Source organism: Kitasatospora sp. CM 4170 (assembly GCF_032110285.1).
Lineage (GTDB): Bacteria > Actinomycetota > Actinomycetes > Streptomycetales > Streptomycetaceae > Kitasatospora > Kitasatospora aburaviensis.
Window position 1 is genome coordinate 6,462,150 of sequence record NZ_CP134877.1, and the last position, 15,764, is coordinate 6,477,913.

General features: G+C 75.4%; 12 protein-coding genes. 5 read left to right on the plus strand and 7 right to left on the minus strand.

Annotated elements, in window-relative coordinates; genetic code table 11:
• The first annotated feature begins 229 nt into the window (after positions 1 to 229).
• The 5 genes from RMN57_RS27565 (at position 230) to RMN57_RS27585 (ending at position 5,461) form a co-directional block, all read left to right on the plus strand.
• On the plus strand, positions 230 to 1,147 hold the full coding sequence (locus RMN57_RS27565; RefSeq protein ID WP_313767987.1) for an alkaline phosphatase family protein: 918 nt from the start codon (positions 230 to 232) through the stop codon (positions 1,145 to 1,147).
• Between the two features lie 5 nt (positions 1,148 to 1,152).
• Positions 1,153 to 2,496 carry an MFS transporter gene (locus tag RMN57_RS27570; protein WP_313765988.1) on the plus strand — a complete coding sequence of 448 codons (1,344 nt, stop codon included), beginning with the start codon at positions 1,153 to 1,155 and terminating at the stop codon, positions 2,494 to 2,496.
• Entirely contained in the window at positions 2,493 to 3,527 is a 1,035-nt protein-coding gene (locus RMN57_RS27575) for a TolB-like translocation protein (protein WP_313765989.1), read from the plus strand. Before RMN57_RS27570 ends, RMN57_RS27575 begins: the two co-directional genes overlap by 4 nt.
• Positions 3,528 to 3,646: 119 nt before the next feature.
• Positions 3,647 to 4,627 (plus strand): hypothetical protein, encoded by a 981-nt coding sequence (locus tag RMN57_RS27580; protein ID WP_313765990.1) that lies wholly within the window; start codon positions 3,647 to 3,649, stop codon positions 4,625 to 4,627.
• A gap of 156 nt (positions 4,628 to 4,783) precedes the next feature.
• Positions 4,784 to 5,461 (plus strand): hypothetical protein, encoded by a 678-nt coding sequence (locus RMN57_RS27585; RefSeq protein WP_313765991.1) that lies wholly within the window; start codon positions 4,784 to 4,786, stop codon positions 5,459 to 5,461.
• 139 nt (positions 5,462 to 5,600) lie between these two features.
• On the opposite strand, the gene dacB is transcribed toward RMN57_RS27585, so the two are convergent.
• The 7 genes from dacB to RMN57_RS27620 all read right to left on the minus strand — a co-directional run bounded on the left by dacB (position 5,601) and on the right by RMN57_RS27620 (position 15,740).
• Positions 5,601 to 7,202: a D-alanyl-D-alanine carboxypeptidase/D-alanyl-D-alanine-endopeptidase gene (dacB, locus tag RMN57_RS27590; RefSeq protein WP_313765992.1), complete on the minus strand. Its 1,602-nt coding sequence runs from the start codon at positions 7,200 to 7,202 to the stop codon at positions 5,601 to 5,603.
• A 219-nt stretch (positions 7,203 to 7,421) separates the two neighbouring features.
• Positions 7,422 to 8,873, minus strand: a complete 1,452-nt coding sequence (locus tag RMN57_RS27595; protein WP_313765993.1) for a M6 family metalloprotease domain-containing protein — start codon at positions 8,871 to 8,873, stop codon at positions 7,422 to 7,424.
• Between the two features lie 204 nt (positions 8,874 to 9,077).
• Positions 9,078 to 10,535, minus strand: a complete 1,458-nt coding sequence (locus RMN57_RS27600) for a cobyrinate a,c-diamide synthase (RefSeq protein ID WP_313765994.1) — start codon at positions 10,533 to 10,535, stop codon at positions 9,078 to 9,080.
• A gap of 19 nt (positions 10,536 to 10,554) precedes the next feature.
• Positions 10,555 to 11,160, minus strand: a complete 606-nt coding sequence (gene cobO, locus RMN57_RS27605; RefSeq protein WP_238863176.1) for a cob(I)yrinic acid a,c-diamide adenosyltransferase — start codon at positions 11,158 to 11,160, stop codon at positions 10,555 to 10,557.
• A 5-nt stretch (positions 11,161 to 11,165) separates the two neighbouring features.
• The gene (locus tag RMN57_RS27610) at positions 11,166 to 13,268 is read right to left on the minus strand and encodes a putative cobaltochelatase (protein ID WP_313765995.1); all 2,103 of its coding nucleotides are present in this window, start codon (positions 13,266 to 13,268) and stop codon (positions 11,166 to 11,168) included.
• Positions 13,261 to 14,778 (minus strand): cobyric acid synthase, encoded by a 1,518-nt coding sequence (locus tag RMN57_RS27615; RefSeq protein WP_313765996.1) that lies wholly within the window; start codon positions 14,776 to 14,778, stop codon positions 13,261 to 13,263. The genes RMN57_RS27610 and RMN57_RS27615 overlap by 8 nt, the downstream gene beginning before the upstream one ends.
• A complete protein-coding gene (locus RMN57_RS27620) occupies positions 14,775 to 15,740 on the minus strand; it encodes a cobalamin biosynthesis protein (protein ID WP_313765997.1) in 966 nt (321 codons plus the stop codon). The genes RMN57_RS27615 and RMN57_RS27620 overlap by 4 nt, the downstream gene beginning before the upstream one ends.
• Positions 15,741 to 15,764: the final 24 nt, after the last annotated feature.

Genomic DNA, 15,764 nt, shown 5'->3' on the forward strand with positions numbered 1-15,764 from the left:
CACGACAGAGGGGTCAATCGGGACGGCTGTGACCTACGACCGGCCGCCAGTCTCGGCCGCCGACCGCTGTTCGCCTGTTCTTCACCCCGCCCCCGGGGCACGCGCCACCGTGCCGCTCCTACTGTTCTCGGCGCTCCAGACCCGGCGCTCCCCGCCGCCGGGCCACCCCGCCCCAGCCGTTTCCGACGCACGGAGGACAACCATGCCCGAGACCCCCGACGCCCTTGACATGAACGCCTCTGCAGAGGCCCCCGCGGAGGCCCCCGCCGCGCCGAAGCGCTCCCGCCGCCGCACCCTGACCGCCCTCGCCGCCGGTGTCGCCCTGACGGCCGGCTCGCTGGGCCTCTGGGCCGCCACCGGCACCGCCGCCCAGGCCGCCACCCTCCCGGCGCCCGACCACATCGTGGTCGTCGTCCTGGAGAACCACGCCTACTCGCAGCTGATCGGCAGTTCCAGCGCGCCGTACACCAACAACACCCTCAAGGCCGGCGGCGCCACCCTCACCCAGTCCTACGGGCTCACCCACCCCAGCGAGCCCAACTACTACCAGCTGTTCTCCGGCTCCAACCAGGGCCGCACGGACGACAGCTGCGTGAAGGTCGGCTCGATCGGCGCCCCCAACCTGGCCTCCGAGCTGATCGCCGCCGGCAAGACCTGGGGCAGCTACAACGAGGGCCTGCCGAGCCAGGGCTCCACCGTCTGCTCCAGCGGCAAGTACGCGCAGAAGCACAACCCGTGGTTCGGCTTCAGCAACGTGCCGACCAACACCGCGTACACCTTCAACCAGTTCCCGACCGACTACAGCACCCTGCCGAAGGTCTCCTTCGTCGTCCCGGACCTCTGCAACGACATGCACGACTGCTCGGTCTCCACCGGCGACACCTGGGTCAAGAACAAGCTCGGTGCCTACGCCGCCTGGGCCAAGAACAACAACAGCATGCTCGTGCTCACCTTCGACGAGGACAACCGCCTCTCCGGCAACCGCATCCCCACCCTCTTCTACGGCGCCCACGTCACCCCGGGCTCCTCCACCTCCACCACCTACAACCACTACAACGTGCTGCGCACGCTGGAGGACCTCGCCGGTCTGACCACCCACGCGGGCAACGCCAACACCGCCGCCACCATCACCGGCATCTGGAACTGACGCCCGTGTACGTCGCGGAATCCCGCAGCTCCAAGGCCCCCGTCGCCCCGGCTCCGCAGCCGGGGCGGCGGGCGGCCGCCGCCGTGCCCGGCACCGTCGTGGTGCTGGGCGCAGTCAGCCTGGTGACCGACGTCTCCTCCGAGATGGTCAGCGCGGTGCTGCCGCTCTACCTGCTCACCGGGCTCGGCCTCTCCCCGCTCGGCTTCGGCCTGCTGGACGGCATCCAGAACGGCTTCAGCGCCCTGGTCCGGCTGGTCGGCGGCCACCTCGCCGACCGGCCCGGCCGCGACGGCGCGCCCCGGCACAAGGCGGTCGCCGCGTTCGGGTACGGCCTGTCGGCGCTCTGCAAGCCGCTGCTGCTGCTCGTCCACACCGTGCCGCTGATCGGTGCCGTGCTGGCCGCCGACCGCACCGGCAAGGGCCTGCGCACCGCCCCGCGGGACGCGATGATCTCGCTCGCCACCGAACCCGCCCACCGCGGGCGGGCGTTCGGCGTGCACCGGGCGATGGACACGGCCGGCGCGCTGCTCGGCCCGCTCGCCGCCTTCCTGGTGCTCCGGCTGGCCGGCGGCCCGCTGCTCGCCGACGGCGGCGACCGGCACGGCTACGACGCGGTGTTCGCGGTCAGTGCCTGCGTGGCGGTGCTCGGCGTGCTGCTCCTGCTGCTGTTCGTACCGAACCGCCTCACCCCCGCCGCAGACGCGGCCCCGGCCGCCGAGCGCCCGCGGCTGCGCGACGGCCTCGCGCTGCTGCACCTGCCCGAACTGCGCCGGCTGACCCTCTGCGCCGTCCTGCTCGGCCTGACCACCGTCAGCGACTCCTTCCTCTTCCTGCTCGTGCAGCGCCGGCTCGGCCTCGCCACCGACCTCTTCCCGCTGCTGCCGCTCGGCACCGCCGGCGCCTTCCTGCTGCTCGCCGTCCCGCTCGGCGCGCTGGCCGACCGGCTCGGCCGCCGCCGGCTCTTCCTGGCCGGCCACGGCGTGCTGCTGCTGGCGTACGGCCTGCTGCTCTCGCCGCTGAGCGGGCTGCCGGCGGTGGTCTGCGTGCTGGTGCTGCACGGCGCGTTCTACGCCGCGACCGACGGGGTGCTGGCGGCCGCCGCGGCCGACGCCGTCCCGGCCGAGCGGCGCGGCGCCGGGCTGGCCCTGGTCGGTACCGGGCAGGCGCTCGCCCGGTTCGCCTGCTCGCTGGTGTTCGGCGCGCTGTGGAGCGCCGTCGGCGGCACCTCGGCGCTGGCCTTCTCGGCCGCCGCCCTGGCGGTCTGCGTGGCCGGGGCAGCCGCGGTGCTCCGCGAACCCGCCGCCGTCCCCGTGAACGACCGTACGACCGACCCCGAGGTGCCCTCGTGACCACGTCCCTCCGGAACCGCACCCGGGTGCTGATCCTGCTGCTCGCCGTGCTGCTGCTCGGCTCGGTCGGCACCGGCGCGGTGCTCTACGCCGCCGACCGCTCCGCCGAGCGCGACCGGGCGCAGCCCGGCGGCCCGGTGGTCACCCGCGGCACGGTCTCCCTCAAACCCGGACAGGCCGGCACGCTGGTCTTCCGGAACATGGCCTGGGGCCCGCACCGGGACGAGCTCGCCACCGTCGCGGCCGACCACCCGGACGGGCCGCGGACCGCCTCCGGCGTCCAGTGCCTGCGCTTCTTCACGGCCGGCGGCACCGGCATCTGCCTCCAGGCCGAGCGCGGCGCGCTGCAGGACAGCTACCGCGCGGTGGTGCTCGACGACCGCCTGCACGAACTGCGCTCCTTCCCGGCCGCCGGGATCCCGACCCGCTCCCGGGTCTCGCCGTCCGGCCACCTCGCGGCGTGGACGGTCTTCGTCAGCGGCGACTCCTACGCGGGCACCGACTTCTCCACCCGCACCTCGATCGTCGACGTCCGCGACGGGAACCTCCGGGACAACCTGGAGGACTTCGACCTGATCAAGGACGGCAAGCCGTACCGGGCGCCGGACGTCAACGTCTGGGGCGTCACCTTCGCCGACGACAACACCTTCTACGCCACCGTGGCCACCGGAGGCCGCACCCACCTCGTCCGCGGCGACCTCGCCGCCCGCACCCTCACCACCGTCCACGAGAACGTCGAGTGCCCCTCGCTCTCCCCGGACGGGACGCGGATCGCGTACAAGAAGCGGGTCGCCGACGCCTCCCCGGACGCACCGTGGCGGCTCTACGTGCTCGACCTCGCCACCATGACCGAGACCGCCACCGCCGAGCAGCGCAACATCGACGACCAGGCGGTCTGGTCGGACGGCTCCACCCTGCTCTACGCCCTCCCCGGCGACTTCGGCGCCGACCTGTGGACCGTCCCGGCGGACGGCGGCGGCGCGGCCGTACGGTTGCTCGAAGCAGCCGTGGCCCCGGCCTTTCCCGGCTGATAGGGCCGGTTGGTCCCACTCGGAACTTCGAGCGTAGTGTCCACGTCGAGCACTACGAGTCGAGCACGACGAGTGGCGGCGGCGCCACGGCGCGTCGACGGACCGGGGGAGCAGGAACAGTGACGCAACGAGGGCCCGACGGCGGGCTGTCGCCCGAACGCATGTCCAGCGACTCCTGGCCGGCCGTGCACGGGCGCCCGGTCCTGCGGCGGACGATCGCCATCGGGCTGGTGCTCTCCGTCGCCGCCCTGGCGGCCCTCGCCGTCCGGGGCGTCAACGCCCTCACGCTGGGGCGCGGCGCGGTCGAGACCGACCGGGACCGTGCCGAGCTGCTGGCCGGCCTCCACCCCTCCCAGCACCCGGGCGCGGGCCGTTACTACGTCCCGGTCGGCGCGGTGTACACCCACCTCGCGGACGGGGCGCCGGTCGCCTACCTGCACTACCGGCTGGCCGGCGGCCAGGACGTCGGCGTCGGCGACTTCCTGCGCACCTACGGCCTCCCGGCCCCCGGGCCGACCGCCCCGCTGCCGACCGACCTGACCGCGGCCCTGGGCGGCGACGAGCCGGACACCGCCCAGGAGCTCACCGACGCCGAGCCGGCGCAGGCCCCGACGCCCGCGGCGCCGACGGCCACCCCGGAGGCCTCCCCGACGGTCTCCCCGACTCCGACGGCCGTGCTCTCGCCGACCGCGACCCCGGCCCCGATCCTGATCGCGACGCCGACCGCGACCGCCGAACCCTCGCCGACGGCGAGCGCCGACGTGTCCCCGGAGCCGGCGGGCCCGTCGCCCTGCCACGACGAGGAGCCCTCCGACGAGACCGCCGCCGGGGAGGGCGACGGCACCGGAGCCGTCGACCCGTCGCCGTCCGGCCTCCGCTCCGCCGACGACCCGGAGCCCCCGGCCCCGTCCCCCACCGCGACGCCGGCCCCGACCGCCACGCCCACGCCCACACCGACCCCGACGCCCACTCCCACTCCCACCCCCACGCCCACGCCGGGCCCCGTCCACCTGATGCCCGGCCGCCGCATCTACGTCGCCACCATCCCCAGCGGCCTCCCCGGCGCCGCCGACATCTACGTCCGTGCCATCGGCGGCTGACGGGGCCGCCCGGCCGGCCGGGGCGCTCCCCGCGGCCGTCCACCGTGGCCCGGAAACCGCCCGGCCCGGCACCGGCGCCCCAGCAACCGGGCGCGGCCGGGGGGAGTGGGAAGCCGGACCGGTCGACTTCCCGTGCGCGTCGGAGTGGGGTGAGCAGTGAAGCTGAGGACGACGATCCACCGGGTCCGGCTCGGCCGGGACGAGTACCGGGTGGTGACCGCCGCCCCGCGCGACGGCCGGGCGGTGCTCTACGACGGCGACTGGTCGCTCCAGTTGTACGCGGACCGGCCGGCCGCCGAGGACCTCGCGGCCGCTTGGGCGCTGGCCGCCCGCTCCCCGCGCTCCCTCGTCCACCTTCCGCTGCGCGACAACACCGGCCCGGCCGGGCAGCAGCTCCACCACGACGAGACCCGGCTGGACCTCGTGCTGCTCCACCACACCCTGGGCTTCCCGCCGTCCCGCTGGAAGGACGTCCGGGCCCGGCTGCGCCGTGGCGGGGTGCCGCACACCGCGGACATCCCGGAGAGCGACTTCCCGGCCGAGGCCGAGATCGACTTCGACCGGCACCACTTCGCCGATTGGCGCGACGGACTGCACTTCGCGGGTGCCGCCCGGACGCTGTTCCTCACCGGCAGCGCGGAGGCGTTCCGCTGGACCGGCTCCCTGGTCCGCTCGCTGGGCACCGAGGCACCGGCGTGGGCCGCCGGCGCGGCCGGCCGCTCGCACTTCTGCGTCACGCTCACCCACGGGCCCGGCGGCCTCTTCGGCCGGCCGCCGAAGGGCGCGCCGGGGCAGTTGCACGTCGAGTACGCGCACGGCTGGACGGCCGCCTGAGACCGGGGCGTGGCTGACGGTTCCCGCCGGGCGCGCTACGCCGGGGCACGCACCGTGCCCGGGCTGCCGTCCCGGGCCTGACAGAGCGGTGAGGGCCCCGACCGTCCGACGGTCGGGGCCCTCACGGGTGCCGGGCGGGTCAGTGGCGGGCCTCGGCCTGCTCCTGGAGGAGGCCGGCGATCCGGTTCAGGTCGTTGACGAGGTCGAAGAAGGTGTCGATGTTCTGGGTGGAGGCGCCGTTGACGGCCAGGTAGAAGGTGTGGAGGCGGCCGTGGCCGGCGGCCAGGTAGCCGCCGAGGGTCTCGGCGCCGACGGCGAGCCGCTGGTTGACGGCGTCGAAGCCGGCGACCGTTCCGGGCTTGGCCCACACCTTGCCCTTGCCGGGGCAGGTCGGGCAGCCCGCGCAGGCGAAGGCCAGCGAGCCGTCCACGCCGAGGATCGGCAGCGCCTCGCGGAACCGGGTGGCCTCCGGGGTGCCCTGCCAGTAGTGCAGGATCTCGTTCTCCACGTCGGGGGTGACCCGGTCCACCGGGTTGCCGCCGCGGCCGTCGAGCAGCTGCACCTTGGTCGGGTCGATGCCGGCCTGCCGCAGGAACGCGGTGATGCCGCCGAAGCCGTCCTCGCACTCGTGGCTGCCGGCCGCGACGGCCATCAGGCAGATCCCCAGGTTGGCCCCGAGGTTGTGGCTCACCTTCAGGATCAGCCGGGCGTACTGCTCGTAGACCGGGGAGACGTACGCGGCGACCCGGTCGGTGCCGTCGTAGGAGGGCGGCAGGACGCCGACCGGGTTGGGCCCGGTCGGCGGGGCGGTCACGGTGACGCCGGCGCGGGCGAGCGCCTCGATCAGCGCGGTGCGGCCGAAGGCGTTCGGGTCCTGGATGTGCGAGACCCGGAGGGTGGGCTGTGCGTCGGCCGCGATGGTGCCGGAGACGGTGATGCGGGTGCCGTCCGGCGAGGCGGTGACGACGAGGTCGGTGGTGCCGCCGGCGGCGACCGTCCGCACGGTCGACTCCACCTGGTACGGCGCGACCTGCGGTCGCCAGCTGAGCTCCGCGGGCTGCCCGGGGGTGGTGGGGGTGGTCAGCAGGTCGATGAGGTTGTCGTTGATGATCAGCGGGGTGGGGCTCGGGTCCAGCTCGGAGAACGAGGTGAAGAGCCGCGGGTCGATCGCGACGTCCCCGTGGACCTCGGTGATGCCGGCGGCGCGCACCTGACCGGCGATCTCGTTCAGTCCGGCGAGCGGGTTCTCGGGCGTCAGCGTCGCCCCGGGGAGGTCGTTGGCGTAGGTGTGGTCGATCGGGGTGAAGTCGACGGTGCCGTCCGGCTTGGTGCGGCCGCCCATGGTGAGGTCGCCCTGCGCGACCAGAGCCAGCGAACCGTCCAGCACCGGGCCGCTGCGGGTGCCGAGCGCCTGCACGGGCGTGGTGAACCGGTGGTCGCCGCCGAGGGTGTGCCAGGTGCTGGAGACGCTGACCAGCTTGGCCGTCGAACCGGGGATGAAGAACTGGTCCGGGTAGAGGGAGTGGATCACCTCGCCGGTCGTGTCGTCGATCTCCAGCAGGCCCCACTGCGCGTGCTGGTAGGCCGGCTTGTTCATGATCGCCAGGATGTCCGGGCTCAGCCCGGCGTCCTGGACGGGGGCCGCACCCGCCGTCCCGCACGCGCTCATGACGGTGGCCGCCGTCGCGGTGACGACGGCGGCCACGGCACGCAGGCCTCGGGCAATCGCTCTCGATCTCATGAACCCACCTTCCGGGCGGTGTCCGACCGCTCTGACGGTCGGTCGACCCGGCCAGGCATACCGCGCCGCACCCGCCCGCCGAACACCCGCCCACACCGTTCACCCGCATGCCGCCCCGGACGGCGCAGCACGGCGCCGCCCGGGGCGGTACCCCCGGTTGAGGTCGCGTCAGGAGGTCGCCCGCGTCGGAAGGTGGCCCGCCTCAGGAGGCGGCCCGTGTCAGGCGATGGTCACGTCCACCTCCATCTGGTCGGCGCCCGGCGATCCGGCGATGTCGAGGGTGACGCCGCTCCAGGTGCCGTCCGGCTCGTTGAGCGCGGGGACGGTGTTCTGGCCGATGCTGGTGTTGCGGAGCGAGGGGTAGAGGTCGGTGTTGTCGCCGCGGTTGCCGGTGCCGAAGATCTTCGCCAGGTCGCGGCGGCCGTCGGCCTGCAGCAGCTCGATGGCGAGGTGGTGCTCGTCGTTGACGTTGTCGATGGCCTCGTCCACCACGTAGGCGGCGATGCCCTGGTCGGGCAGGAAGCGGTCCTGGCCGGACTTCCGGCGGTACTCGACGACGATGTACTGGCTCTCCTTCATCCGCTGCGGGTTGCGGACGAACAGCAGGTCGCCGCCCTCGGCGATCGGCCGCAGCGCGATGCCGTGGGTGGTGCCGGCGACCTCCTGCGGCACGGTCCAGCCGTGGAACATCCGGAGCATGCCGTTCGGGAAGACCGGCGTGATCCCCTCGTTGCCCCAGGAGCCGGCCGCCATCAGGCAGTAGTTGCCGAGGCCGTTGGAGGTGGTCGCCTCCAGGCGTCCGGTGTCGTAGAAGTCGGCCCAGCGGGCGGCCAGGTGGCCCCACTCGTGGGCGCAGACGCCCACCGCGCAGTCCTCGGGGACGGTCAGGAAGGTCTGCACCCGCAGCTTGGGTCCGACCTCCACGCCGCTCGGGTCGGGCGGGTTCCACTTGAGGCTCCAGAGGTCGCCCGGCTGCCCGGTCTGCTCGGCGCCGGAGCCCGCGTGGACGATGAACAGGGCGGTGACGAGGTGCTCGCCGAGGGCGTCGAACCCGGTGAAGTCGATGCCCTCCTGCTTGGCGAGTGCCAGCGCGTCGGCGGCCATGCCCTGGGAGTTCCGCGGCGGGTTGCCCATGCCGGACTGGTCGTCGGCGTAGAAGGAGAGCGGGTGCGGCAGCCGGAACCAGCCGTGCACCTCGCCCACCACGTCGATGCCGCCGTTCGCCGGGTGGGTCGGGTCGAAGCCGCTGACCAGGCGGTAGAAGTCGCGCATCGAGCCGGTGGCGAAGGTGTCGGTGCTGAACAGCATCTGCTCGAAGTGCCCGACGGTGTGGTCGGGGCCGTGCGGGAGGTCGGGGAAGTCCACCAGCAGCACCAGGGTGCGGACCTCGCCCTTCAGCCGCTTGGTCGGACGGGTGATCAGCTGGGCCCCGGTGCTGGGGCCGGGTCGGACGGCGCCGTCGTCGAGGCCGATGACGTTCTCGCCGCGCCGCCGGGAGCGCCAGACGTAGTAGTACTGCTCGAAGGAGATGTCCTCCGGCAGCCGCCGGCTCTCGACGAGGTCCTGGTAGCGGGCACGGAGCTGGGCGAACGCCTTGGGTGCCAGCGGCACCGGGCAGGCGTGGCGGTGGTCGGTGGGGTGGTGATGCAGCGGGGTTAAGTCGATACGCATCGTGACGGCTCCCTGAGCCTGTCCACCCCGCGGGGGCGGCTTCGGCGACCCCGCCGAGTGGGCGGTCGCCGGCAATCGGTCGGCTCGCCTGAGGCGGTCGGGTCTGGCCGGTACCGGTTGCGATTGGGGCGATATGCGGTTTTCAGTCCCTATTCTGACGCCCGTACGGGGACGGCACCAGACCCGAGGGGCCGTCGGTTCGGCTCAGCCCGCGCGGTGGGCGGCCGCGGCCGCCGCGAACGTGGCGGCGAGCTGCGGTGATCCTGCCCAGTGCAGGTGCAGATACGAAGCGTGAACGTTCGCCCCGGCCGTGCCCGTACCCGCCGTGTCCGTACCCGCCGTGTCCGTACCCGCCGTGCCCGTGTCGGCACCGCCCGCGCCCGGTGCGCCCGCGTCGACCGCGAACCCCTCCGTGCGCGGGCCCGTCGGCAGCCGCCAGCCCCACGCGGGCCGTTCACCGGCCGCCGGCTCGCAGACCGTGCGGTGGAACTCGTGCCCGCGCAGCCGGGTGCCGGCCGGCGCCAGCGGCGAGTCGTGCAGCGCCACGGCCTCCCGGTACCCGAGGGTCAGCCGCTCGGTCATCCGGGCCGAGGTCGCCACCACCCCGCACATCGGCAGTCCGTCCAACTCCCGCCCGAGGTAGAGCAGTCCGGCGCACTCCGCGGCGATCGGCCCGCCCGCCGCGGCGAACTCGCCGATCGCCCTGCGCAGTCGGCCGTTCGCGCTGAGTTCCCGGACGTACAGCTCGGGGAAGCCCCCGCCGATCACCAGGCCGGCCGTGCCCTCTGGCAGCGCGTCGGCGTGCAGCGGGTCGAAGGGGACCACCTCGGCGCCGGCGGCGGTGAGCAGCTCGGCGTTCTCCGCGTACGAGAAGGAGAACGCGGCGCCGCCGGCCATGGCGATCCGGGGGGCGCCGGCCACCGGGGCGACCTCGCGCGCCGGGTCCCACGGCTCGGCGTCCAGCGGGGGAGCGGTCCGGGCCAGTGCCAGCACCGCGTCGAGGTCCACCGAGGCGGCCACCAGGTCGCCCATGTCGGCGACCGCCCGCAGCGCCTCCGCCGACCGCTCCACGGCCGGGATCAGGCCGAGGTGGCGCGACGGCGTGGCCACGGCGGTCGAGCGCCGCACCGCGCCCAGCACCGGCACGCCGGAACCCTCCTCCAGGGCCTCGCGCAGCAGCAGCTCGTGCCGGTCGGAGGCGACCCGGTTGAGGATCACCCCGGCGAGCCGGACCTCCGGGTCCCAGGAGGCGAAGCCGTGCACCAGCGCGGCCACCGAGCGGGACTGCGAGGAGGCGTCCACCACCAGCACCACGGGCGCCCGCAGCAGCTTGGCGACGTGCGCGGTGGAGGCCAGCTCGCCCCGGCCGGACGCGCCGTCGAACAGCCCCATCACGCCCTCGACCACCGCCACGTCCGCCCCGGCCGCGCCGTGCAGGAAGAGCGGTGCGATCCGCTCCGGCCCGCACATGAACGCGTCCAGGTTGCGGCCCGGCCGGCCGGCGGCCAGGGCGTGGTAGCCCGGGTCGATGTAGTCCGGGCCGACCTTGTGCGGCGAGACCGCCAGCCCGCGCGCGGCGAGCGCGGCGATCAGGCCGGTGGCGACGGTGGTCTTGCCGGAGCCGGAGGACGGCGCGGCGACGACGAGGCGGGGGATGTTCACGTGCAGGGGTCTCCCGGGGCTACCACTCGATGCCGCGCTGGCCCTTGCGGCCGGCGTCCATCGGGTGCTTGACCTTGGTCATCTCGGTGACGAGGTCGGCGAAGGCGGTCAGCGGCTCGGGTGCGTACCGGCCGGTGATGACGACGTGCTGGCTGCCGGGGCGGTCCCGCAGCACGGCGACCACCTCCTCCGGGTCGACCCAGCCCCAGTGCATCGGGTAGGTGAACTCGTCCAGCACGTAGAAGCGGTAGGTCTCGGCCGCGAGGTCGCGCTTGACCTGCTCCCAGCCCTCCTTGGCCGCCGCCTCGCTGTCCATCTCCATCTCGGAGGAACGCTGGATCCAGGACCAGCCGGAGCCCATCTTGTGCCAGTCGACGGTGCCGCCCTCGCCGGAGGCGCCGAGCACGCGCAGCGCGTTCTCCTCGCCGACCTTCCACTTGGCGGACTTCACGAACTGGAACACCCCGACCGGCCAGCCCTGGTTCCAGGCCCGCAGCGCCATGCCGAACGCGGCCGTGGACTTGCCCTTGCCGGGGCCGGTGTGCACGGCGGTGATCGGCAGGGTGCGGCGCTGGCGGGTGGTCAGGCCGTCGTCGGGAACGCTCTCGGGAACGCCCTTGGGCATGGGGATCAGGCCGCCTTTCGCAGGGGAGTGGCACGGTTCTCGCGGACGAGCGAGGCGACGCCCTCGGCGCGCAGCTCGTCCAGGGTCACGGCGGAGGCGCCGAGCCGCGCCGCCAGGGTTCGGGCCAGGCCGAGCCGGACGGGGCCGGCCTCGCAGTCCAGCACCACGCCGGTCACGCCCTGGGCGGCCAGCAGCTCCGCCGCCCGGTGCGACTGCGCCACCGCGTCCCGGGCGCCGGTGGCCCGGCCGTCGGTCACCACGACCAGCAGCGGCCGGCGGTGCGGGTCGCGCATCCGCTCGACCCGCAGCACCTCGTGCGCCCGCAGCAGCCCGGCCGCCAGCGGGGTCCGGCCGCCGGTGGGCAGCGACTCCAGGCGGACCGCGCCGACCTCGACGGAGGAGGTCGGGGGCAGGGCCAGCTCGGCGCCCGCGCCGCGGAAGGTGATCATGCCGATCTTGTCGCGGCGCTGGTAGGCGTCCATCAGCAGCGAGAGCACCGCGCCCTTGACGGCGGTCATCCGCTGCCGGGCCGCCATCGAGCCCGAGGCGTCCACCACGAACAGCACCAGGTTGGACTCCCGGCCCTGGCGGACCTGCTCGCGGAAGTCGTCCTTGTCCAGCACCAGCGCGCGCGAGGTCCGCCCGCGCGCCACCTGGTGCGGCGCGGCGGCCTGCAGGGTGGCGCTCAGGTGCAGCCGGGCCAGCCGGCCCTGCGGGCGCCGGGCGCGGATGGTGTGGCCGCCGTCGGTCTCGGCGGGGGAGCGGCGGCCCTGGGCGCCCCGCCCGGTGCCGTCCACCTTGAACAGCCTGGTCCGGTACGGCTCGCCGGCCGCCACCGGGGCGGCCTCCCGCCCGGGCGCGGGCGGCTGGACCGGCACCGGCTGCTGCGGGGCCTCCTCGGGCCCGGGCGCCGGTGCGTCGGTGCCGGTGGCCGGGGCGGGCGGGCCGGCCGGTTCGGGCGCGCCGCCCCCGCCGCCGTCCGGACCGCCGTCCGGGCCGTCGCCGTCCGGCTCGGGGCCGTCCCCCTCGGGCCCGCCGTCGCCGGGGCCCTCCGGCCGCGGGTCCTCCGCCGCCGGCTCCTCGGGCTCCTCCGGCTCGGCGTGCTCCGCCAGCGTCCGGTCCAGCTGCTCCTCGTCCAGGCCGGGCGCGTCGAAGGGGTTGCGCCGGCGCCGGTGCGGCAGCGCCAGCTGCGCGGCCTTGCGGACGTCCTCCTCCAGCACCTCGGTGCGCCCCGCCCAGGCGGCCAGGGCGACGGCGGTGCGCGCCATGACGATGTCCGCGCGCAGCCCGTCCACCTCGAACGCGGCACAGACCGCGGTGATCTGACGCAGCGCCCGGTCGGTCAGCTCGACCTCGGGCAGCAGCTCCCGGGCCGCGGTGATCCGCTCGGCGAGCTCCCGCTCGTCCGCCGCGAACCGCGCGGCGAAGCCGGCCGGGTCGGCGTCGTAGCCCAGCCGGCGGCGGACCACCTCGGCCCGCTCCGCCGGCTCCCGGGTGGCCGCGATCTCCACGGTCAGGCCGAACCGGTCGAGCAGCTGCGGCCGCAGCTCGCCCTCCTCCGGGTTCATCGTGCCGACCAGCAGGAACCGCGCGGCGTGCCGCACCGAGACGCCCTCGCGCTCCACGTAGGAGCGGCCCATCGCGGCGGCGTCCAGCAGCAGGTCCACCACGTGGTCCTGGAGCAGGTTGACCTCGTCGATGTAGAGCACACCGCGGTGGGCCCGGGCGAGCAGCCCCGGCTCGTACGCCTTGACGCCCTCGGCCAGCGCCCGCTCCAGGTCGAGCGAGCCGACGATCCGGTCCTCGGAGACGCCGACCGGCAGCTCGACCAGCCGGGCCGCGCGGGCCGAGGCCGGGGCGCCGTCGTGCGCGCCGTCCGGGCACTGCGGGTCCGGAGCGGCCGGGTCGCAGGCGAAGCGGCAGCCGTCGACGGTGGCGATGGACGGCAGCAGGCCGGCCAGCGCGCGCACCATGGTCGACTTGGCGGTGCCCTTCTCGCCGCGCACCAGCACCCCGCCGACGGCCGGGGAGACGGCGTTGAGCAGCAGCCCGAGCCGCAGGTCGGCCATGCCGACGATCGCGGTGAACGGGTAGCGGACGTCACTCATGATTCTCCAAGGGGGCCCCGGGCGGCAGGAACGGCAGCGTGCCCGCGGCCGGCACCCCGCCCTCGATCAGCTTCCACAGCGCGTCGGTGTCCGCGTGCTCCTCGATCAGGTCGCCCAGCCGGTCGAGCCGGGCCTCGCGCGCGGCGGCGAAGGAGGTGTCCGGGGCGGGGACGAAGTCCCGGCCGGCGGCGGCGGCTACCTCGCCCAGCAGGGCGCGCCGGAAGCCGTCGTTCTCCAGTGCGCCGTGCCAGGTGGTGCCCCAGACGGCGCCCACCCGGCAGCCGTCCAGGAACGGCGTGCCCCCTTCGACGGTCACCACGCCGTGGTGGATCTCGTACCCCTCCACCCGCTGCCCGTAGGCCTCGCCGACCGGCCGGCCGAGCACCTTCTCGGCGCCGAACCGGACGTGCGTCGGCAGCAGGCCGAGCCCGTCCACCGCGCCGGCCCGGGACTCGACCCCGTCGACGATCCCGCGGGCGAGCATCTGGTAGCCGCCGCAGACGCCGAGCACCGGCAGTCCGGCCGCGGCCCGCGCCCGGAGGGCCGGCTCCAGCCCGCGCTCGCGCAGCCAGGCCAGGTCGGCGACGGTGGCCCGGGTGCCGGGCAGCACCACCAGGTCGGCGTCGGCCAGCTCCTCCGGGCGGGTGGCCCAGCGGACCAGCACGCCCGGCTCCTGGGCCAGCGCGTCCACGTCGGTGAAGTTGGAGAGCCGGGGGAAGCGCACCACGGCGACCCGCAGCACGTCCCGGCCCACCGGCCCGCGGCCCTCGGTGCGGTCCACCACGGTGGTGAGGTCGAGCGAGTCCTCGGCGTCCAGCCAGAGCCCGGACAGCATCGGCAGGGTGCCCAGCACCGGACGGCCGGTCAGCTCGCGCAGCATCTCCAGCCCGGGTGCGAGCAGCCGTGCGTCGCCGCGGAACTTGTTGACGAACCAGCCGGCCACGTGCCGCTGGTCCTCCGCCGAGAGCAGCGCCAGCGTCCCGTACATCGCGGCGAACACGCCGCCGCGGTCGATGTCCCCGACCACGACGACCGGCAGCCCGGCGGCGGTGGCCAGGCCCATGTTGGCGATGTCCCGGTCCCGCAGGTTGATCTCGGCCGGCGAGCCGGCGCCCTCGCAGACCACCACGTCGTAGCGGCGGCGCAGGTCGGCCAGGCACTCCAGGGCCCGCTCCAGCAGGACGGGCTTGCGTTCGCGGTAGTCCAGCGCGCCGACCTCGGCCACCGGCCGGCCCAGCAGCACCACCTGGCTGCGGCCGTCCGCGCCGGGCTTGAGCAGCACCGGGTTCATCGCCGCCTCGGGCTCCACCCGGGCCGCCTGCGCCTGCATCGCCTGGGCCCGGCCGATCTCGGCGCCGTCGGCGGTGACGAACGAGTTCAGCGACATGTTCTGCGCCTTGAACGGCGCGACGCTGACTCCCTGTCGGGCCAGCCAGCGGCAGATGCCCGCGGTGACCACGCTCTTGCCCGCGTCCGAGGTCGTCCCGGCGACCAGCAGTGCGTTGCTCATGCCCTTCCCCTCCTGCCCAGGGCCGCCCGGAGCAGCAGGTGCCCCGCGACCGTCGTACCCAGGGCCAGCGCGCCCACCCGCCGGGAGAGCAGACAGGCCCGTTCGATGTCGTCCACCCCGACCGGCCGCAGCTCCGCACCCAGCACCGGCCGGTGCTCGACCCGGTCGCCGTAGTGGAGGGTCCCGCCGAGGCGGACGCCGAGGGCGCCGGCGAAGGCCGCCTCGGCCTGGCCCGCGTTGGGGCTGGGGTGCGCGGAGCCGTCCCGGCGCCAGACCCGCCAGGCGGTCCGGGGCTCGGGGGAGGCGGCCACCGTGAGCAGCGCGGTCAGCCGGGCGCCCGGCCAGCCGGCCACGTCGTCCAGCCGGGCCGAGGCCCAGCCGAAGCGGGTGTGCCGCGGCGAGCGGTGGCCGACCATCGCGTCCAGGGTGTTGACGGCGCGGAAGGCCAGCAGTCCGGGCGTGCCCGCGACGGCGCCCCAGACCAGCGCGTTCACCACGGCGTCGGCGGTGTTCTCGGCGACCGACTCGACCACCGCGCGGGCCACCTGCTGCCCGTCCAGCGCGCTCGGGTCGCGCCCGCACAGGTGCGGCAGCCGGGCCCGGGCCGCCGTCAGGTCGCCCGCGGCGAGCGAGCGGCCGATGGTGCGGGCCTCCCGGGTGAGCGAGGTGCCGCCGAGCACCGTCCAGGTGGCGGCGGCGGCCAGCGCGGCCCGCCCGGCCGGACGCCGGCCCAGCAGGCGTTCGGCGGCCACCGCTCCGGCCGCGACGGCGCCCACGCAGAGTGCGGTGTAGGCGGCGCCGACGGCCCGGTCGTCGCGCCAGATCCGGCGCTCCAGGCGGCCGGCCGCGCTGCCGAAGAGCGCCACCGGGTGGCCGCGGCGCGGGTCGGCGAACCGGGCGTCGGCGAGGCTGCCGGCGGCGGCGCCCAGGGCGAAGGCGGCGGCGCGGGTCAGCGGGCGCACGGCAGGCAGCAGAGGTCTCGGTGG